The 20,754-nt window shown below is 43.3% G+C and carries 16 protein-coding genes and 5 tRNA genes; 8 read left to right on the top strand and 13 right to left on the bottom strand.

Going from position 1 to position 20,754, the window contains the following annotated elements:
* Positions 1-32 precede the first annotated feature (32 nt).
* The 5 genes from J8M00_RS09010 (at position 33) to J8M00_RS08990 (ending at position 4,347) form a co-directional block, all read left to right on the top strand.
* A tRNA-Glu gene (locus tag J8M00_RS09010) sits at positions 33-108 on the top strand.
* A 288-nt stretch (positions 109-396) separates the two neighbouring features.
* On the top strand, positions 397-1,977 hold the full coding sequence (locus J8M00_RS09005) for a methyl-accepting chemotaxis protein (RefSeq protein ID WP_211009907.1): 1,581 nt from the start codon (positions 397-399) through the stop codon (positions 1,975-1,977).
* A 186-nt stretch (positions 1,978-2,163) separates the two neighbouring features.
* The gene (locus J8M00_RS09000; protein WP_211009906.1) at positions 2,164-2,502 is read left to right on the top strand and encodes a DUF3703 domain-containing protein; all 339 of its coding nucleotides are present in this window, start codon (positions 2,164-2,166) and stop codon (positions 2,500-2,502) included.
* A 73-nt stretch (positions 2,503-2,575) separates the two neighbouring features.
* Positions 2,576-3,331: a helix-turn-helix transcriptional regulator gene (locus tag J8M00_RS08995; RefSeq protein ID WP_348772551.1), complete on the top strand. Its 756-nt coding sequence runs from the start codon at positions 2,576-2,578 to the stop codon at positions 3,329-3,331.
* Between the two features lie 338 nt (positions 3,332-3,669).
* A complete protein-coding gene (locus J8M00_RS08990) occupies positions 3,670-4,347 on the top strand; it encodes a hypothetical protein (RefSeq protein ID WP_211009905.1) in 678 nt (225 codons plus the stop codon).
* A 119-nt stretch (positions 4,348-4,466) separates the two neighbouring features.
* Here J8M00_RS08990 and J8M00_RS08985 read toward each other — a convergent pair whose 3' ends face one another.
* The gene (locus J8M00_RS08985) at positions 4,467-5,519 is read right to left on the bottom strand and encodes a helix-turn-helix domain-containing protein (protein WP_211009904.1); all 1,053 of its coding nucleotides are present in this window, start codon (positions 5,517-5,519) and stop codon (positions 4,467-4,469) included.
* Positions 5,520-5,683: 164 nt separating this feature from the next.
* On the opposite strand from J8M00_RS08985, the gene J8M00_RS08980 reads away from it, so the two are divergent.
* Complete coding sequence (locus J8M00_RS08980) at positions 5,684-6,196, top strand: hypothetical protein (RefSeq protein WP_211009903.1); 513 nt, start codon at positions 5,684-5,686, stop codon at positions 6,194-6,196.
* Between the two features lie 182 nt (positions 6,197-6,378).
* Here J8M00_RS08980 and nth read toward each other — a convergent pair whose 3' ends face one another.
* The 12 genes from nth to J8M00_RS08920 all read right to left on the bottom strand — a co-directional run bounded on the left by nth (position 6,379) and on the right by J8M00_RS08920 (position 16,153).
* Complete coding sequence (gene nth / locus J8M00_RS08975) at positions 6,379-7,011, bottom strand: endonuclease III (protein ID WP_211009902.1); 633 nt, start codon at positions 7,009-7,011, stop codon at positions 6,379-6,381.
* A gap of 121 nt (positions 7,012-7,132) precedes the next feature.
* Positions 7,133-7,831 (bottom strand): electron transport complex subunit E, encoded by a 699-nt coding sequence (locus J8M00_RS08970; RefSeq protein WP_023400203.1) that lies wholly within the window; start codon positions 7,829-7,831, stop codon positions 7,133-7,135.
* Positions 7,828-8,466, bottom strand: a complete 639-nt coding sequence (gene rsxG, locus J8M00_RS08965) for an electron transport complex subunit RsxG (protein ID WP_211009901.1) — start codon at positions 8,464-8,466, stop codon at positions 7,828-7,830. Before rsxG ends, J8M00_RS08970 begins: the two co-directional genes overlap by 4 nt.
* Positions 8,463-9,515 carry an electron transport complex subunit RsxD gene (gene rsxD, locus J8M00_RS08960; RefSeq protein ID WP_211009900.1) on the bottom strand — a complete coding sequence of 351 codons (1,053 nt, stop codon included), beginning with the start codon at positions 9,513-9,515 and terminating at the stop codon, positions 8,463-8,465. The genes rsxG and rsxD overlap by 4 nt, the downstream gene beginning before the upstream one ends.
* A complete protein-coding gene (gene rsxC, locus J8M00_RS08955; protein ID WP_211009899.1) occupies positions 9,512-12,286 on the bottom strand; it encodes an electron transport complex subunit RsxC in 2,775 nt (924 codons plus the stop codon). The genes rsxD and rsxC overlap by 4 nt, the downstream gene beginning before the upstream one ends.
* Positions 12,287-12,295: 9 nt before the next feature.
* The gene (rsxB, locus tag J8M00_RS08950; RefSeq protein ID WP_023399637.1) at positions 12,296-12,850 is read right to left on the bottom strand and encodes an electron transport complex subunit RsxB; all 555 of its coding nucleotides are present in this window, start codon (positions 12,848-12,850) and stop codon (positions 12,296-12,298) included.
* 1 nt (position 12,851) lies between these two features.
* Positions 12,852-13,433 (bottom strand): electron transport complex subunit RsxA, encoded by a 582-nt coding sequence (rsxA, locus tag J8M00_RS08945; RefSeq protein WP_023399636.1) that lies wholly within the window; start codon positions 13,431-13,433, stop codon positions 12,852-12,854.
* 181 nt (positions 13,434-13,614) lie between these two features.
* A complete protein-coding gene (locus J8M00_RS08940) occupies positions 13,615-15,558 on the bottom strand; it encodes an EAL domain-containing protein (RefSeq protein WP_211009898.1) in 1,944 nt (647 codons plus the stop codon).
* A gap of 225 nt (positions 15,559-15,783) precedes the next feature.
* Positions 15,784-15,860: transfer RNA gene (locus J8M00_RS08935), tRNA-Asn, on the bottom strand.
* A gap of 22 nt (positions 15,861-15,882) precedes the next feature.
* A tRNA-Asn gene (locus J8M00_RS08930) sits at positions 15,883-15,959 on the bottom strand.
* Between the two features lie 19 nt (positions 15,960-15,978).
* Positions 15,979-16,055, bottom strand: a tRNA-Asn gene (locus J8M00_RS08925).
* 21 nt (positions 16,056-16,076) lie between these two features.
* Positions 16,077-16,153: transfer RNA gene (locus J8M00_RS08920), tRNA-Asn, on the bottom strand.
* Positions 16,154-17,230: 1,077 nt separating this feature from the next.
* Between J8M00_RS08920 and J8M00_RS08915 the strand changes: the two genes are divergently transcribed.
* On the top strand, positions 17,231-18,610 hold the full coding sequence (locus J8M00_RS08915; protein ID WP_211009897.1) for an MATE family efflux transporter: 1,380 nt from the start codon (positions 17,231-17,233) through the stop codon (positions 18,608-18,610).
* A complete protein-coding gene (gene uvrB / locus J8M00_RS08910) occupies positions 18,607-20,625 on the top strand; it encodes an excinuclease ABC subunit UvrB (RefSeq protein ID WP_211009896.1) in 2,019 nt (672 codons plus the stop codon). The genes J8M00_RS08915 and uvrB overlap by 4 nt, the downstream gene beginning before the upstream one ends.
* Positions 20,626-20,754: the final 129 nt, after the last annotated feature.

Genomic DNA, 20,754 nt, shown 5'->3' with positions numbered 1-20,754 from the left:
TTAAATAACCAGTCCTAGTGACACAAAATTGTGTCCCCTTCGTCTAGAGGCCTAGGACACCGCCCTTTCACGGCGGTAACAGGGGTTCGAATCCCCTAGGGGACGCCACTTTACTCTACTTCTCTTAGAATGATATTCTTCATTAATCTTGCTTATTTAATTCCCTTTGCTAACTTTAATTTACTATGCAGTGCGCATGTGACGTTCGTGTTTAATGACTTTGGTAAATAAAGTGCGATATCCATCAAGATATTGTTTATTGAGTTTTTGTCACTGGGCAAGACTTCAATGTAACCCAATCCCATAAGCTTGATTTAGAACAATTTTTAGTCATTTTTGTCATGCTCGCATTAGCGTTATCACTTACTATTGCTTTTTTATTTAGAGTGAGTTGCTATGACTAAAGGAAGATCCACGGTAACCAACCGAGAGTACGACTACCCCAGCTCCTATAATTTGCTGTCTACCACCAATACCAAAGGCCAAATTAAATATGCGAATCGCCAATTTTGTGAAGTTGCTGGTTTTGAACTTCATGAGCTAGAGGGAAAACCACATAATATTGTCAGACACCCAAGTATGCCTAAGGCCGCGTTTCAAAACTTATGGAACTATATCGAGTCAGGTAAACCTTGGATGGGTATGGTAAAAAACCGCTGCAAGAACGGGGATCACTACTGGGTGAATGCCTATGTCACACCAATTACAAATGGCAGTGGCCAGACTGTAGAATACCAATCAGTAAGAACAAAGCCCGATCGTGCTGTAGTCAATAGAGCAGAAAAAATCTACCAAAAGCTCAATGATGGTGCATCGGCGGAAAGTTTTACTCGAGCTTCAATGTCTTTGTCTACTCAAATGATGTTGATTATTGGAGTATTTTACATATTGAGTATGGTTTTTGCGTCTTTGCCTTCGCCATGGTCTTATATTTTGGAGACTGTACTGGTGATTATTGCATTGGCATTGACATATCAAAGGTTGTTGCCTGTTCGCGAGTTAAGCGAAAAAGCGCGTAAGGTTTATGATAACCCATTGATGCAGAAAATTTATATCAACAAAGTCAATGACATCGCAGCAATTGAATTGGCTTTGTTAGCGCGAGAATCTGAGTTAAGAGCCGTGCTTGGACGAGTTAAAGATGCCAGTGATACCGTACGTGAACATGCGAAAGAAACTGTAGATGAGTGTGATAAAAGTGCACAGTTGCTCAACAACCAGCAGGCACAAACGGGCTCATTGGCAACGGCGATTAATCAAATGACAGCAACGATTCAAGAGATCGCCTCGAATACCAACAACGCAGCATCTCAATCTGAGGCGGCGCTAAAATCAGTCAAAGAGGGCAGTTTAGCGGTTAATGAAAATATGGAGAACAATTACACCTTGTCTGAAGAGTTGACGCAAACGCAGTCTGATATTGAAGATTTGAATGCGCAAACGGTGAATATAGGCGGCGTTGTAGACGTGATCAGAGGGATCTCCGAACAAACGAACCTACTTGCACTTAACGCAGCGATTGAAGCCGCACGGGCTGGGGAACAAGGTCGAGGGTTTGCTGTGGTCGCGGACGAGGTTCGGGCACTGGCTCAAAGAACTCAAGACTCTACCAAAGAGATAGATGATATTGTCGCGAATCTGAGACAGAGAGCTGAACGAGCAGTGCAAGCGATCCAAAATGGCGTTGAAAAGTCAGGACAGTGTGTCGAAAAAGCAGAAGGTACTAAGGCGTCTTTGGATAGCATCAATGCCATCGTTAATGATATCTCTAGCTTGAACTATCAAATAGCCACTTCAACAGAAGAAATGTCAGGGGTGAGTAATGAGTTAAACAATAATGCCGTGACTATTTCGCAATTGGCAACTGACTCATTACAAAGCTCTGATAAGTCGTTAGAAACCATGTCAAATACCCAAAAGGCACTGTCGGATCAAAAGTCTTTGGTTGATCAATTTATTGCTAAGTTTCAAGGGTAAATAACAAGGTAACGGGCGTGATTGCACGCTCTTTCCCTCAACACTTTTATACTGCTAGCCGACTACGCCGATGTCAAAAGCAAACAAATAGCCAGTTTATTCAATTTTATTACTCCGACACTATTTATGATGCTTGTTAAAGAAAGAGCGAATTTGTCTCATTGCTCAAAACGACATAGGTATCATATGAACAAAGAACTACGACAAGCTTTCCAACATGAATTGATAACGGCAAAAGTACTGTATTTGGAGGGAGACTTTGATAACTGTTTTCTCCACCTTGAAAGAGCGCATATATTAGGGCAGTCCTATGTGTTCAGACATACCCTAAGTCATTGGTGGATGCTAAAAGTAGGTTTTAAAACAGGTGATAAAAAAGAGGTGCTTGGGCAAGTCATGAGAATATTTGCCTCGATTATTTTCTCCCGCATTTGGGTGCCAAAAGGGAATACTGGAGGGGCAAATGTGAATCCGTTTAGGCCTATGCCAATACCAGATGATCTTCGAAAGCTCTTACGTGATTGAACATGCAAGTCGCTAGTATTGTGACTAGGATTGCAGATACACTGTTGGTAAAAGAAGATTAATAGGCACTTAAGTGACAAACTCTAATGTTTGGATAAAGACAGGCTTAGTACTGACATATGGCGAGAGTATAGATGCTGATTATCATAGCCATCTTGCCATGCAGCTTATCTGGCCTGACAGTGATGCTATGTGTACCTTGAATGGAGAAACGCTTCAGAGTGTTGCGATCATTGATTCAAGGCAAACTCACTGCCTGAGTATGACTAAGGGGTGGGTGCTATTGATTGAGCCAAGTAGCATGTTAGGACAAAGTTTAAAAGAGAGGTTAAATAGCCAGTCTTGGGTGTCTATGCCAATATTGCAAGGAGCTGACATTGAATTGCCAATAAAGCATCAAGGTGATGCGTTTGGTCACTTTGCCAGTTTGCTAGCCGCAATAAACTTAGATGGGAGCTTGTTAGATACTGATCTAAGTATAGTTACCGATCCTCGTATAGGTGAACTGCTGGATGAGCTAAATCTTTGTTTCACAGCTTCATGTACTAAGCCCAATCAGTGGCGAGCAAAAGAGGTGGCGCAAAAATGTCATTTATCTGAGAGTCGTTTTTTGCATCTATTTTCACAGCAAGTCGGGATAGCGTGGCGACCATACCTATTATGGAGAAGAATGACCTGTGCATTGCAGATGATGATGAATGGCGCGACGGCTACAGAAGCAGCCTATGGCGCTGGATTTTCTGACAGCGCGCATTTGAGCCGCACATTTAGAAGTACATTTGGTATGACAATCAGACAGGCAAAAAGCTTATTAATTAGTGAGAAATAAGCTTAAATGTTTGTCATAGAGGTTTTTGTGGGTTGGGTTTTTCTAATATAGCTTCTTTTTCTCCAAGCTTGTTCAACGCCATAAATCACAAAATGTATTGTTTTTTATATTTAGTAGGTAACTGACTTACAATTTAAAGTTACTCAAGTGATGAGAGCGTTCATGTTTTGTAACATTTCATAGGTGTCCAATGTCTTGTTGTTATGCCAAATTACCAAAAATAACATGTTTAAAAACTAACCAAGTCAATGGTGTGGATGGGCATTAATATGAATTAGTCGGAGCTGACTATTTAGCTGAACCACCCATGGCATAGCTCGAGGTCACAAGGAGGCGTAATGCTCACAATACACATTATGGCGGGTTCATTTTTGTTGTTGTTTGGTATAGGTGCTTTAAGTTTTACTAAGGGAAAGCTCTGGCACAGGTGGTCCGGCAATCTATTTTTTTTAGCTATGATAGTCATGACTGCCACAGCCGCTTTTTTTAATGGCGGCCTAACCATGTCACTGCTGACATTTTACTATGGCGTAACCGCTTGGACCATAGTCTTAAGAAAAGAGCAGTCAACGGGTACTTTTGACGTGCTGGCAATGTGTTTAATCTTGTACGTCAGCCTAGATCTATTTTACTTTGTTTATACTGCTACTGAGCTTTCAACGACTTTTAAAACAATTTTTACTATTCATGCATCGGTGGCGCTGATGGCTGCGTGTTTAGACCTTAAGATGATTTTAGGTGGTGGCCTTAGTGGCAAACATCGAATAGCAAGGCACACATGGAGAGCGTGTTTTGCTTTGTTAGGTGCCGTTATGTCTTTTTCCGCTAATACATCAGATAGATGGCCAGGCTTTATAGACAGTAATGCCCTTATTTATCTTATGATTGTTGTGCTTTTTTATTGGTTGATCAGAGTGCTTTTTACAGGTTGGCACAATAGATTAAAAGATACTCTTGGCACGAGTGTCTTGGTAAAGCGGTGGTTGGTATTGAAGCGAACTGTAAAAGCGCCATGATTTGCGACCCGTGTTAATAAAAATAATATTTTCGAGCAGTCTTCAAGCAATATAGGCTGTTCTTGTTATTTTGTGTTTTCCACCGGTGTGCACATCGCTTTCTACAACACTCTATCGAGTCAGCTTCTGGTAGCGAGCTGTTGCTTGCGATACTGCCCCGGGGTGCAACCAGCAAACTCTTTAAATGCACGGGTAAAAGGGGCGGCAGAAGCAAAACCACTTTCAATGCCAACAACAAGTACGGGCCAGTCTTGTTTATCGGGTGCACTAAGTAAAGTTTTAGCGTATTCAATGCGCATTTGGTTGACGTAATGATTAAAATTTTTGGCATTGAAACTATTGAGCATAATCGCGCGGATTCGATATTCGGGAACATCTAGCTCTCGAGCAATATCGGCGACTCGCAAACTTGATTCTAAAAAGCGTTTTTCCTCAACCAACAATGTTTGAATTTGGCTAGCAAGCGTGATTTCTTCTTCAAGGTTTGGCTCTGTATTTTTTTCTTGTAGATTAAGCCGCTGTTGGCGAAATCGGATCAGCCCATGTGTGCTGGTCAGTATTAAAGTATAGGCGAAAACCACAAGCCAATCTCGTCCTGTACCAGCCAAAAATCCGGTTGGTAGAGCTGCGGCAACTAGCATTACACTGACAATGCAAATCATGAATGAAGACAGATAAATCGTGGTTATTTTATGTTGTATTGCCGTTGCATTGTGTAACACTCGATAGCCTTCCCAAAACGCGAGAATGAGCATACCTGAAGAGAATATTGCAATCGCTTCTGATAAAACGGTTATTAACACAGGTAGCCAGTTTGTATCTAGCAGCCACATCTTTTCAGAAAAGCGCAAAAGGTGTCTCAATATCAAGCACGCCCCGAGTAAGCCGACAAAAAGGAGGTGATGGCGATTTATTGGCTTGGCTTTTCGGAAAAATGCACGTGAAAATAGCCAGTATCCGCTACAAGTGGCAAAACCGAGAATACCTATCAGATGATGATAGGGGGATAGATAGTGGTCTGTTAATTTATATGCAATATGCATTGACGACGATGCACAAAAAAAGGCGAACGCTAAATGTAAAACATGTGTTTTTCGAAGGCGATAATGAATGATGGCAAATGCAAGACATAGCAATACAGTAACTAGCTGCGCAATTTTTAGCAGATCCACTTTATACTCCCTCCTACTTTTACAGTGATTCTACATTAATTTTGTTCTTTTTCGATAATCTTATGATTTATTGCCTTTTTTTAGCATCGATTTTCAAATTCGATGCTCTTTAAGCTCATCCCCATGGCAGCATTGAGGTGAAATTTAGAAAACAAGGTATGGTTATGCGAAGAAAATCTAAGAGTGATTATGAAGGCAGTTATGCAACTAGTGATAATAGTAACGAGTTTGATCCGATGCGAGATGGCGCTCCAAAAGTCGCGCTTTGGAAGACTTGGGGGCTTCGAATAATTTTTGCGGCTATGGTCATCGTATTGGGCTCAAAGCAATTGAATTATCTTCTAGAAGGCGCTTCGCAATGGAGTAATTGGAGAGGGCTCGGGCACTCTATGTTATTCACACTTGCGATATTGGCAATTGGAGGCGTATTTCGCCCTTTAGCGTTTCTTCCGGTTATGATCTATGAAATGGCTTGGAAAATAGTTTGGTTGGCTGTTGTAGCACTACCGCCATTTCTGGCAGGCCAAGAGATCCCTGGCATTGTAAATGTGAAAGCATCGATCATTGGAATTTGTGTGCTGATTATTTTGGTCCCATGGAAATATGTTTGGTGGAGATATTTTACGCAACCAATTGAACCTTGGAGACAGAAAAAGTCAATTAACAATAATAAGTGATAACAATAAATGTAATCAAAACAGTAACAGTGATGATATCTAGGGAGTGTGCAGATGCCACACCCTTCGCTGCTTTATATCACGTTTGAGCAATTGCGAGAGCGGACTGCTATTTGCCGCTCTTAAGGAGTTAATAGCACATAGCCCCGAATTCCAAAAAGAGAGGTTAAAAAGTTAAACTGCTATTCAACTTTCTCTTTAAACTCACATAAGTCTTCAATAATACAGGAGCCACATTTTGGCTTTCGCGCAGTGCAAACATAACGGCCGTGCAAAATCAGCCAGTGGTGCACATCGACTTTAAACTCTCTTGGAACCACTTTTTCTAGTTTCTCTTCGACGGCGACGACATCTTTGCCCATGGCGAATTTCGTTCTATTGGACACTCGAAATATATGGGTATCTACCGCAATGGTTGGCCAGCCAAATGCACAATTGAGTACCACATTTGCGGTCTTTCTACCAACCCCTGGCAACGCCTCTAATGCTTTGCGGTCTTGAGGGACTTCAGAGCCATGCTTTTCAATTAGGATCTGGCAAAGCTTGTAAACATTGTTGGCTTTGGAATTATATAAACCAATGGTTTTGATATACTCTTTTAATCCTTCAACACCTAGCTCTACGATAGCTTCGGGGGTGTTGGCAACAGGAAACAGTTTACGTGTGGCTTTATTAACGCCTACATCTGTGGCTTGAGCGGACAAGGTTACCGCGACTAATAGCTCAAATGGGGAGCTGTATTCAAGATCTGATTCAGGGTTTGGATTGTCTTCACGTAAACGAGTTAAGATCTCTAAACGTTTTGCTTTATTCATGACGGTTTTTTCAGTGTTTTGCTATGGTTGACCAAGCATGACAGCCCTTGATTGCCCCGTGCTATCACGCTTGGTTATTCACACCCATTGAATGACGGTTCAAGTGAGTGTGAAAAATGAATTAAGTAAGACTGGTTACGCGTGCTCTTTGTGTTTTTTCGACAGGTGCAGCAGGCTTGGTTTGCGACTTTTTGCGCTCGTCAAAGTAATTCTTTGCAGCGATGATAAGGCCTAAGCCTAAAAATGCGCCCGGCGGTAAAATGGCAACTAAAAACTGGCTATCAAAGCTGATGATTTCAAGGCGCAGTGATGCAGCCCAGTCCCCGAGCAGTAGCTCTGCTCCATCGAACAAAGTCCCTTGACCAATTAGCTCTCGCATTGCCCCTAAAATGACTAATACGGCGGCAAACCCTAGACCCATCATCACTCCATCCCATGCTGACAGGATAGGTGTATTCTTTGATGCGTAGGCCTCAGCACGGCCGATAATGGCACAGTTGGTCACGATTAATGGAATGAAGATCCCTAAAGACTGATAAAGACCAAAGGTATATGCATTCATCAGTAATTGAATAATGGTTACAAATGCAGCAATAATCATGACAAAAACGGGGATGCGTATATCTTTTGGCACCCAATTTCTCACAATTGATACGGTCACATTTGAGCCCACAAGAACCAGTAGCGTCGCAATACCTAAACCAAGTGCATTGGTGACGGTACTGGTGACGGCTAAAAGAGGGCATAATCCAAGTAATTGAACCAACGCTGCGTTATTTTTCCATAACCCTTCATGGGCCAGAGTTTTTAACTCACTCATAACTGTTCCTCTTGGCAAATATTTGGCTGAGCAAATAAGCTGTCAAAGTTTTGATGTGCATACCAAGTTGCTGTATTAACTGAGTGCACCACTGCTCTAGGAGTGATGGTGGCACCGGTAAATTGATCAAACATGCCACCTTCTTTTTTGACATTGAAGCGGGGATCCTCTGCTGATTGTACTTTTACCCCCGAAAAACTGTGTACCCAATCAGATTTTTTAACTTCGACTTTATCGCCTAAGCCCGGTGTTTCTTTATGTTGAGTAATTCGTACCCCTGCGATTTCAGCGTTGGCATATAGCGCAGTTAATATATCAATGTTGCCACTATATCCTTCAGGTGTAATATGTTGCACAAGTAGGGCGACAGGCTGGCCGTTATGTTTTGCACGATAAATACGGTGTGGGCCATTGGGGCCAAGCTCAGGTGCGTTACTTTCGATACAGTCTAAATACAGTTCATTGTTATATTTATCAGCGGGCAAAACCTGTGTCAGTGTACGCATTAAATGCTTTTTCTCTTGCGCTTCAATACGCGGCGCTGTGAGCTGCTGGACTAGTGCTACGCTGCCTGTGGTTGCCAGCGCAAACGCAGTTAGGATCGCGCCATTTTTTTTCATTGATGCAAGGATCATTTTTTAGCTCCATGTCCATATGTGCGCGGTTGGGTGTAGTAGTCAATCAAGGGGACCGCCATATTCAGAAGCAACACAGAAAAAGCAACAGCATCAGGGTAGCCGCCATATTGCCTGATTAAATACACTAAAAGACCAATTAATGCGCCATAGATCAGCCGGCCCTTGTTTGTTGTTGAAGCGGACACTGGATCAGTGGCAATGAAAAAAGCCCCAATCATGGTTGCCCCACTCAGTAGATGGAATGCTACGCCAGCTTGATTGCCCAACACATAACCAAATAGACTACAAATTGATAGAGACGCTAGCATGGCAACAGGAATATGCCAATTGATCACCTTAGCTTTAAGTAGGTACAGCCCACCGAGAAGATATGCGATGTTTACCCACTGCCAGCCTTCACCGGCAAAGTGAGCGAAAGCACTATTATCCATGGCTTCTGTGACCGTCAGGTTTTGCCCTGTTGCCGTTTTTACATGGTCGAGCGGTGTGGCGCCGGTTGCTCCATCAATGACTTGTCTTGCCTGCTCTAGAGACAAACCAGAGCGAGTAGATTCCGTAAAAACTAAAGCGAGTTGGTCAAGCACTGGAAGTGGTGCGCTCAATAAAGCCTGAATAGGTAGCCAAGCAGTCATCTGTACTGGGAAAGAAATGAGTAACAGCACATACGCAGCCATAGCTGGGTTAAATAAGTTGAATCCGAGTCCACCGTAGAGCTGTTTGACAATAACTATGGCAAAACATGCGCCGATGACAACAACCCACCAAGGCGCTAGGGGGGGCACACTCACAGCGATCAGTACGCCGGTTAGCCAAGCACTGCCATCGCTTAACGTTGGCCATACGGGTCGACCGCGCAGTGTGAGCATGGCTGCTTCTGCTAGGCTTACTGTGAACAGTGCCAGCGCGAGCTGAATAAATACACCAATGCCAAAGAAGTAACTTTGCACCAAGATCCCAGGAATGCAGGCTAACATCACACAAAGCATGAGCTTGTTGACGGATTTCAGGCTGTGATTATGGGGCGATGAAGCCATGGTTAATTTCATGACAGATCATTTCCTTCTTGTTCTTGGGCTTTCTTCTTGGCTTTTGCGCGTTCGACGGCTGCGCGAATTGCTGCTTTGCGTTTATCTTCAGGGTTGAGTTCGCTTTCAGGTATCGAAGTACTGTTTTCTTCTGTTGTATCAGCACTTTCTAAACGAGCTTGTTCTGCTTCTTTGGCGGCCTTTTTTGCCTTTGCGCGGGCAATAGCTGCGGCCACCGCGGCTTTACGCGGATCTTCCGGGGCTTCGTCAGTTTCGGGCTCCTCATTGACCGGCTCTTCAGCTTGTTCAGCGGCTGCTTTTGCGGCCTTTTTCGCCTTTGCGCGGGCAATAGCAGCAGCTACTGCGGCTTTACGCGGATCTTCCGGGACTTCGTCAGTTGCAGGCTCCTCATTGACCGGCTCTTCGGCTTGCTCAGCTACTGCTTTTGCCGCTTTTTTTGCTTTGGCACGGGCAATGGCTGCGGCCACTGCGGCTTTACGCGGATCTTCCGGTGCTTCGTCAGTTGCAGGCTCCTCATTGACCGGCTCTTCGGCTTGCTCAGCGGCTGCTTTTGCCGCTTTTTTTGCTTTGGCACGGGCAATGGCTGCGGCCACTGCGGCTTTACGCGGATCTTCCGGCGCTTCGTCTGTTGCAGGTTCCTCGTTGATCGGCTCTTCGGCTTGCTCAGCGGCAGCTTTTGCTGCTTTTTTCGCTTTGGCACGAGCAATGGCTGCTGCGACGGCAGCTTTGCGTGGATCTTCCTGCGCTTCTTCTGTTACTGGTTCTTCGTGAACTAGCTCTTCAGTTTGCTCAGCGGCAGCTTTTGCTGCTTTTTTTGCTTTGGCACGGGCAATGGCTGCTGCTACGGCAGCTTTGCGTGGATCTTCCGACGCGACTTCAGTTGCAGGTTTTTCAACCTCTGTTTGTTCAGAAGGTGTTTTAGCTGCCTTCTTAGCTTTAGCACGGGCAATAGCTGCGGCAACCGCTGCTTTTCTTGGATCGTCCGCCGTTGCTTCAGTGGGTGCCTCAGAACTGGCTTTACCAGTTTCTTTGTCAGCTTTTTTTGCTTTAGCTCGAGCAATAGCCGCTGCAACCGCATCTTTTGGTGCACTGCCTTGATCTGTGCCTGCTTTTTCTTCTTTGTACTTTCTAGCTTGTTCTTTTCTTTTTGCTCTTTCTAGTGCAACGGCGCTATTATCGGGCTCAAGTGTTGTAGCATCACCGTCTGCTTTTTTCGCTTTAGCACGTTCAATAGCGGCTTGTACCGCAGATTGCTCTGGGCGTTTTTTCTTAACACGCTCAAGCGCTTCCGAAACTTTAGCCTTGTCTTTTGCAGGTGCGCTACGCGCTGGACGTTTGTGACGGTTTTGCCTTTCTTCTTGCTCTTTTTCAAGACGAACTTTTCGCGCTTCAAAACGCTCTTTGGCACGCTCTGCTTTAACCTTCTCAAGTTTTTGTTCACGGATCTCAGCTTTCGCTACGCGGTAATATTGCACCAAAGGAATTTCACTTGGGCAAACGTAGGAGCATGCGCCACATTCAATACAGTCAAATAAGTTGTATTCTTCGAGCTTGTCGTACTCTTGTCCTTTAGCAAACCACTGCAGTTGTTGTGGCAATAAGGTTTGCGGGCAGGCGTCGGCACAAGCACTACAGCGAATGCATGCTTGTTCTTGTCCTGCGACAGCGAGTTCTTGGTTGTCAGGTGCCAAAACACAGTTGGTGGTTTTAACTACTGGGATCCTAACTGTCGGGAGAGTGAACCCCATCATTGGGCCACCCATAATCACACGTTGTTCATCAACAGGCGTAAAACCTTGGCTGTATAGCAGATGTTTTACTTCTGAGCCGAGCAGTGCCCAAACATTTTGGGGGGTTTGTATAGTATTTCCTGTTACAGTGACGACGCGCTCTATCAAAGGTTTGCCTTTATAAACCGCCTCACTAACAGCAAATAAAGTACCAACATTTTGAACCAAAACGCCTACATCAGCGGGGATCCCACCACTGGGTACTTCTTTGGAAGTGAGCACTTTTATCAATTGCTTTTCGCCACCAGAAGGGTACTTGGTCGGGATGGCGCGGACTAATATCTTGTCGTTGTGTTGAGCTGCAAGCTTCATAGCAGCCAATGCTTCAGGTTTGTTATCCTCTATACCAACTAAGGTGCATTGAGGAGACAAGATAGAGATCATCACCTCAATACCTCGGATGATATCTTCAGCATGCTCTCGCATCAACATATCATCTGCGGTGATGTATGGCTCGCACTCGACGCCATTGACTACCAAAAATTCAATAGTCTTAGCACTATCGGCTTTAACATATGTTGGAAAGCCTGCACCACCCATGCCTGCAATACCTGCGTGGTGGATAATATCTATCAGTGCTTTATTGTCTAGGCCATCAATAGAAGTGCGAGCTTGCAAGTCACACCACTTATCTTCACCATCAGGTGTCAATACGATGCTCAGTTCTGGCATTGCAGAAGGGTGAGCTGAAGGCATTGGTTTGATATCTGTGATTGTCCCAGAGGTCGGAGCGTGGATCGGTAAAGACCAGTTGGTGCCAGGTTGTGTTAAAACTTGACCTTTTAATACATGCTCCCCCTTATTAACAAGGAGCTGGCCATTGGCACCAATATGCTGTTTTAACGGCAACACCAAGTATTCAGGTAGAGGTAAAGAACCGATTGAGACCTGATTGGAGATAGATTTTTGTTCTGGTGGATGAATGCCGCCGGGAAATTGCCACAGCTTGCCGCTTTCAATTTGTTCAAGTAATGTTTCCACTTAAACCTCTCAATCAAGTTGTTTCACTGGAATGGCGTCTATTTGCCATTTCCAAGATTGTTTTGTTTCGGCGACTGGGATCATGTCTATGCAGTCAACAGGGCAGGGCTCTACACATAAATCACATCCTGTACACTCGTCAGCAATGATGGTATGCATCTGTCGGGTCGCGCCGACAATAGCATCGACAGGGCATGCCTGGATGCACTTGGTACAGCCTATGCATTCATCCTCGCGTATATAAGCGACTTTTTTAATTGGCTCTGCTTCTTCCCCGCCGGCGAGCGGCTTTGCTTCAACGCCCATCAGATCTGCAAGCTTTTTAACCGTTGCTTCACCACCAGGAGGGCATTTATTGACATCGTCGCCATTGGCAATTGCTTCTGCATAAGGTCGGCAGCCTGGGTAGCCACATTGACCACACTGAGTTTGTGGTAAAATGGCATCGACCTGATCCACAATGGGGTTACTTTCAACACGGTACTTAATGGCTGCGTAGCCCAAAATTAAGCCGAAAACGAGTGCGAGCGCACCGATAGCTATCAAAGCATACAGTAATGTCATTTTACAACTTCACCAATCCAGAAAAGCCCATAAAAGCAAGCGACATAAGGCCTGCGGTGATCATGGCAATTGAAGCGCCTTTAAATGGGGTAGGGACGTCTGCAACGGCTAAACGCTCTCGCAGTGCGGCAAATAACACTAACACCAATGAAAAGCCTACGGCCGCGCCAAAACCATATACAGCAGAGCTGATAAATGTGTGCTCTTTTGTAATGTTAAGTAATGCCACTCCAAGAACTGCGCAGTTGGTAGTAATAAGCGGGAGAAAAATCCCCAGTAATCGATATAAAGTGGGGCTGCTTTTCCTTACCACCATTTCTGTAAATTGCACAACTACGGCTATCACCAGTATAAAACTCATGGTGCGTAGAAAAGTCAGATCTAATGGTAGCAAGATATATTGATTGACTAAGTAACTTGTGACAGAAGCAAGTGTTAAAACGAATGTGGTTGCCAATGACATACCAATAGCTGTTTCAAGTTTACTTGAAACTCCCATAAATGGACAAAGTCCCAAGAATTGAACCAATACAAAGTTGTTTACCAGCACAGTGCCGATAAGCAACAACATATACTCTGTCATTCATGCCCCTTAACTAACTATTTATCTGCGTTTCGCAACGTGTCATAAGACTGGAAATTCTAACAATTTTCCTCGCTGAGATCACAACATTTAGCAGACTTTATTTGCATTGAAATGAAAAATTGGTAGGGAATGTTGACAATTCATGGAGGGATAAAGTACCCCTCCAAAATTTGTGGCTTTAGACTTCTTTAGGCTTTTCGATGTAATAGCCTTGTACACCGTCGAGACAGAGTGTTTCAACAATGTGCTTTTCTTCTTGACTTTCAACGCCTTCGGCAAAAACACTGACACCGATACGGTGCGCCAAATCAACCATTAAACGCATAAAATATTGATTGTTTTTATCTTCTTCTAGGCCACGGGTATAGCTTGCATCCATTTTGATAAAATCAGGTTTTAAATCCCTAAAGAATTTAAATGAAGTCAGGCCAACGCCAAATCGCTCTACAGTAATACGTGCACCGACACGGTGAACCATATCAATAAAGCGTTTACTGGCTTTGATATTTTGTTGTAAGCCGAACTCACTGACCTCAAAAATGAGCTTTGATGCCAAGTTGCCGTCTTTTAGTAGCCTTCTTTCTAGCCAGATCACAAACTGATCGCTGTGAGCACTAGAGGCGGTAACATTGATGCCAAAAAACTTTTCGTTGAAATTACGTGTTTTAATTAATTCTAGTGAGCTATCAATGATCAGTTGGTCAATCTCAATGGCCATGTCGAGCTTTTCAGCCATGGCTAAGAAGGAAGCCGTCGGCAGCATTTGATTGTCTTCAGTTTTGAAGCGCGATTGGATCTCGGCATAGGCTTTGACATTTTTACCGATAGGCATAATGTTTTGCATCATCAGGTTAACACGGCGGCTGTCGATAACTTCACGGATGACTCTGCGCCAGTTTTGGTTACCAAACCCTGCACCTACATTATTAACAATGTCACTTTCGCGCTGTAAATGCCACGCGTTAGCTTGTTTACTTTGCGCCATGCTCATTGCGTTATCAACGACGGAGAGCAGTTCTCCAAGCGGCTTGCCGGACTCATAGGAGACAATACCTGCGTTTGCAACGGAAGCCAGCTCTTGGTTTTGCTGATATTGGGTAAATCTAGCCTGAAGTGTCTCACCAAATTGCTCAGCCTCTTTGGAAGGAACATTTGGTAAAATAACGGCAAAGTCAGAGCTATTGAGTCTGAAAACTTGGCTTCCCGTATAGGTGCCACTAACATGCTTAACAATATCAGACACGGCACGAATATATTCATCACCTTTTTGATAACCACGAGTTTGGTTGATCATTTGCAATTCACTACAGCGGATCATTGCCAGAGTACCAAAGCTTTTATTGTTGGCTTGTTCAATTTGATGTTCGTAGTACTCAACAAACATATTCCTGTTGCCAAGTCCTGTGACTACATCTTTATAAGCTTCTTGCTTTATAGAGTGTGCAGCAGACTTAATATCTTCTTGTTTGCTTTTGAGAAAGTGGGCTAACCGATTAAATGAAGGCGCTAACTCAGCACCTAGCTCGGTAACTTTACCGGTGTTAAAGTCTTCTTCTATGCTCTCTGTTACTTGATTTTGCGTAATATACACATCAACTGCATTGGCAACAGTCATACTGACATTGCGATTCAGCTTTTTATAAATGGCTTGCATATAAAAGATAGGAATAAAAGCAACAAGTGCTGAAATCAGTAACATCAATAGCAGGGACTGCTGTAACAAAGAAGCCTGACTCTGAGCGTTAATCACAAACTCTATTTTGATGTCTTTGGTTTTATTGACTGCAAATTGGGGCCGAATGGAATTAAAGGTATTGGCAATGAGATCAGCTAAAAATGGTAACTGGGTAGGGGCGCCCAATTGTAATACTGCTTGGCCGGAAAAATCTCTTACTATAAAAGTAGAAAAAACATTCCCATTACTCAATGACAGGCGAATATGTTCTGGGGTCATATCATTCATGGTTTTTTCCTGAATGTAGTTACTGACCATCTGTTGTGCACTCATTTGTGCACGACTTACAGCGCTGTCAAAGCTTGAAGCAACAAAAAAGCTACCCACAGCTGAGAAAAGTAACCAAGATACAAATTGTAGAAATATGAGTTTTTTAAAGCCTGCCATTATTAATCTTCTGCCTGAAAATGGAAGAAATACCCTTTAGCATTAGTAAATGAATATAATGCTGCCAAACATAAATTGGGATTACTGAGAATTGCTCATATTGAAAATACGTTTAGAGTGTATTTCGATATGGGTAGTAGTCCTAATTATATAGCAAAAATTCACCAGTCAAGGTGCTTGTAGAGTAGAGCATTGATAGGAAAAAGTCTAACATATTCTGAGAATTGGCTCCCCCTCCCCGACTCGAACGGGGGACCTGCGGATTAACAGTCCGTCGCTCTAACCAACTGAGCTAAGGGGGAACAATAAAATGATAAGAGTAGTTGGCTCCCCCTCCCCGACTCGAACGGGGGACCTGCGGATTAACAGTCCGTCGCTCTAACCAACTGAGCTAAGGGGGAACTACACTTTATAACGATTTGGCTCCCCCTCCCCGACTCGAACGGGGGACCTGCGGATTAACAGTCCGTCGCTCTAACCAACTGAGCTAAGGGGGAATCGTTATATGTTTAGAAACTTGGCTCCCCCTCCCCGACTCGAACGGGGGACCTGCGGATTAACAGTCCGTCGCTCTAACCAACTGAGCTAAGGGGGAAGCATGTCTCTCAACGGGGCGAAATATTAATGACGACACGGCGAAGTGTCAACAATAAAAATCACAGTTATGCAAAAAAACTGTCTTTTCGATGGATTAATCAACAATTAAGCTTTTTTTTAATCATCTTTCACTGTAGAGCAGCGGACTTGAGCACATAATCGATATGAAATAGGTGGCTATCAATAGGATCGCGGCTGTGTGAATTGGCGAACTTTATGTCAATTGTGTTTGTATTAAGAACTCACATAATTAAGTTATTGCATGTTTTTTGTGGTTTATGCCTCAAAATTATTCGAAAGGACTATTTTTTGCACTTTTTCTGAGATCATAGATTTTGATAAAGTTGATCCTAATAGGGATCTTAAAAGTAGATTAGTTTGCACTTCTTTTACAGTCGATTTGGTAAATATTTTACTCAAATTTTACCAATTTAATGCATAGGCTAGCCGTGAGATTTTTAAAATCTTATTAAAAACATGTTGTTATGTGTTTTTTTCCTATGATTTGGCCGCTTGCATATTTGTCAAATTGGGCTACAACCGAGTAAAAAAATGCGAATAGCGGGTGTGATCATGGCTATTAAATAAAATGATCATTTAAATAAAATGAATTCGTCGATATGATCCCTGCCTAGGCCTTTATTTTTAAAGGCTCTACAAACTTATCCACGGAATCTGTGGATAACATTGTTTATTAATCTTTAAGAACTCTACGAAAGCTAAGTAAACCGTGGCATTAGAGGGAAGCAATAGTTTTTTATGTTTTTTTAAATATCAATAAAATCAAATGGATATGTCTTTTGGCTATAATTCATGGCAGATGTGAGTATTTTTAAAGATTTATTTCAACATTGTTTGGTAGATGTGCAAAAAGTGAGCCGAAGAATAGCTGAATCTGAAACAAAATTGACATTTTTTGTTCAGAGGTCTGTTTGACAAAGAATTGGGCAAAAAAACCAATTTTAGCTGTGTTAATCCTTTTTTGTGCTTCAATCGTATTGCGCACAATAATAGCATGGCATCATCCAGTATGATGATTTAGAATGATGGGCTGTTATAAGAGGTATCATAATTTATGTCCGCAGTACGCCAATCTAGTTCCCATAGTGATATTTTGAGTGGCTCTATTCCAGCTACATTAAAGCGTATGACCGTGCCAATGATATTTGGCATGATCATGCTGATGAGCTTCAATTTAGTCGATACGTTCTTTATCAGTTTACTGGGCACAAAACCGCTGGCCGCGGTGAGTTTCACCTTTCCTGTTACATTCACCATTATTAGCTTAGCGATCGGTCTGGGCATCGGGACTTCCGCTGTGATAGCGAAAGCATTGGGCAGCAAAAATATAGAAGAAGCCAAATTTGATGCTTTTGTTTCCCTTGTATTGGCGGCAGTCTTGGTCGCGATGTTGGCAGGTGTTGGGTATTTATTGATGGACCCAATATTTACACTTTTAGGGGCAGATGAAACCACACTTCCTTATATACATGAGTATATGAATGTATGGTTCTTTGGCGCGGTATTTTTGATCACGCCAATGATCGGAAATTCGGTGCTTCGTGCGTCTGGAGATACAAAGACCCCAAGCATGATCATGGGGTTGGGCGGTCTTATAAATGCTATATTGGATCCTATCCTCATCTTTGGTTTAGGCCCTATTCCTGAGATGGGAGTGCAAGGGGCTGCAATTGCATCGGTGGTTGCATGGGCCGTTGGTGTGGTGGTGATTATTTACTTACTGGCAGTAAAAAAGCGTCTTTTAAGTTGCTCAAGTCCTACCCAAAGCACTTGGGAGGCTGTATCCAAAATTATGAAAATAGGTTTGCCTGCGGCAGGTGCGAATATGCTGACGCCTATTGCAATGGCTGTGATGACTGCAATTGTTGCAACTTATGGTGCGCAAGCTGTTGCCGCATTTGGTGTGGGAAGTCGTATCGAGTCGATCGCTTGTTTGGTTATTTTAGCACTATCGATGACATTACCCCCTTTTGTTAGCCAAAATTATGGAGCGGGTAATTTTGCAAGAGTAAAAGAAGCCTATACCAGAACACTGAGATTTGTACTTGTTTGGCAATTTGCAATTTATATAGTTTTACTCCTTACGGCACATTGGGTGAGTCAAGCTTTTGGCAATGAACCAGAGGTCATAGAGATAATTACGCTCTTCATTTACACGTTACCGCTGAGTTATGGCTTACAAGGGATCATTATACTAACCAATTCATCTTTCAATGCTTTACATAAACCAATGAATGCGTTGATCTTAAGTATTGTTCGACTGTTTGTTTTTTATATACCCTGCGCTTATATTGGTTCCCATATTGCGGGGTTAACAGGGCTATTCGTTGGCGCTGCAATTGGTAACTTATTTACAGCTGTTTCAGCGTATATGTGGTTTAGAAAAACCCTAAACAACATGCAACATGAACGCCTTGAGGTACAACCTTCATGAATGAATCTTTTGAGTTAGTATCCGAATTTTCCCCAAATGGTGATCAGCCGACCGCGATTGCTCAGCTATGTGATGGTCTAGAGGCAGGGCTTGCCCATCAAACCTTACTAGGTGCAACTGGTACAGGTAAAACCTTTACAATGGCGAATATTATTCACAAGCTAAATCGCCCAACTATTATTATGGCGCACAACAAAACGCTAGCTGCGCAATTATATGGCGAAATGAAAGAGTTTTTCCCCAACAATGCCGTAGAGTATTTCGTTTCGTATTATGACTATTACCAGCCCGAAGCCTATGTTGTAGCCAGTGATACTTTTATTGAAAAAGACGCTTCGATCAATGATCATATTGAGCAAATGAGATTGTCTGCTACCAAGGCATTGCTCGAAAGAAGGGACACTATTATTGTCGCTTCGGTCTCGGCGATTTATGGTTTGGGTGATCCCGACTCTTATATGAAAATGATGCTGCTGCTCAAAGTGGGTGAAACCATGGAGCAACGGGCTATGCTCCGTCGCTTGGCTGAACTGCAATATACTCGTAATGACATGGACTTCTCGCGCGGTACATACCGAGTACGTGGAGAGGTAATTGATATCTTCCCAGCAGAATCAGAAACACAAGCGGTGCGGGTTGAAATGTTTGATGATGAGATTGAGCGTATCAGTTTATTTGATCCGCTAACAGGTGCAGTCGACAAACACCTAGTCAGAGCAACCATCTACCCAAAAACGCATTACGTTACGCCAAGAGAAAAAATACTTGATGCAATTGATAAGATCAAAGGCGAGCTAAAAGAACGCAGAGCATATTTGATGGACGCAAATAAGCTAGTAGAAGAGCAGCGAGTTGCGCAGCGCACGCAATACGATATCGAAATGATGCAAGAGCTGGGCTTTTGTTCGGGCATTGAAAACTACAGTCGATATTTGTCTGGCAGAGCACCGGGTGAGCCACCCCCGACCTTACTCGATTATTTACCAGATGATGCATTGATGATCATTGATGAATCACACGTAACTGTTTCGCAAGTTGGTGCTATGTATAAAGGGGATCGCAGCAGAAAAGAAAACCTTGTTGAGTATGGCTTTAGATTACCTTCGGCAATGGATAATCGACCGCTGAAATTCGAAGAGTTTGAATCTATCGCACCTCAGACAATCTACGTCTCGGCTACACCGGGTGACTATGAACTTGAGCGCTCAAGTGGCGAAGTCGCTGAGCAGGTGATCCGTCCGACTGGCTTACTTGATCCTGTGCTTGAAGTGCGTCCAGTGACAACGCAAGTTGATGATCTGCTATCTGAGATTTATCAGCGTGTCGAGTTAAAAGAGCGTGTTTTAGTGACTACCCTCACGAAAAGAATGGCTGAAGATCTCACCGACTATTTAAATGATCACGATGTCAAAGTGCGATATTTGCACTCTGATATAGATACGGTTGAGCGAATGGAGATCATTCGAGATCTTAGGAAAGGTGTTTTTGATGTTTTGGTCGGGATAAACTTGTTGCGTGAGGGTCTCGATATGCCGGAAGTTTCACTGGTAGCTATCTTAGATGCTGACAAAGAAGGGTTTTTACGCTCGACTCGGTCGCTAATTCAGACCATAGGTCGTGCCGCTAGACACCTGAATGGAAAGGCTATTCTGTATGGCGATAGGATCACTCGCTCGATGCGTGCTGCGATTGATGAAACAGAACGACGACGCGAAAAGCAACAAGCCTACAATGAACAGCACGGTATTGTACCGCAAGCCTTAAACAAAAAGATCACCGATGTGATGGATTTGGGCGAAGAAGTACAAGAGACTGATAATACAAACTCAAATAAAGTGAAGCAGGGTAAAGGTTTATCAATATCTACAGCAGGTAAATCAACGGCGCAACTGACCGAACAGATCGCACAGCTAGAAGCACAGATGATGACACATGCGCGTGAATTAGAGTTTGAAAAAGCGGCGCAAGTGCGTGATCAAATCCAACTTTTGCAGCAGCAGTTATTAAATAGTTAAAGCAGAGCAAAAGAATACCAAGTGCAAATATGACATCGCTCTTTTGCTGGCTTATTTATAAACAATAGGTGCTAAGTTGGCGAAAAACGGTTAAATTATCTAGTGTATGAAGTGGGCATCGTGTGGCAC

This window comes from Pseudoalteromonas luteoviolacea, assembly GCF_018100925.1.
In the GTDB taxonomy this organism is placed as follows: domain Bacteria; phylum Pseudomonadota; class Gammaproteobacteria; order Enterobacterales; family Alteromonadaceae; genus Pseudoalteromonas; species Pseudoalteromonas obscura.
The sequence above is the reverse complement of the archived record's forward strand: the minus strand, read 5'-3'. Positions and strand labels throughout refer to the sequence as shown.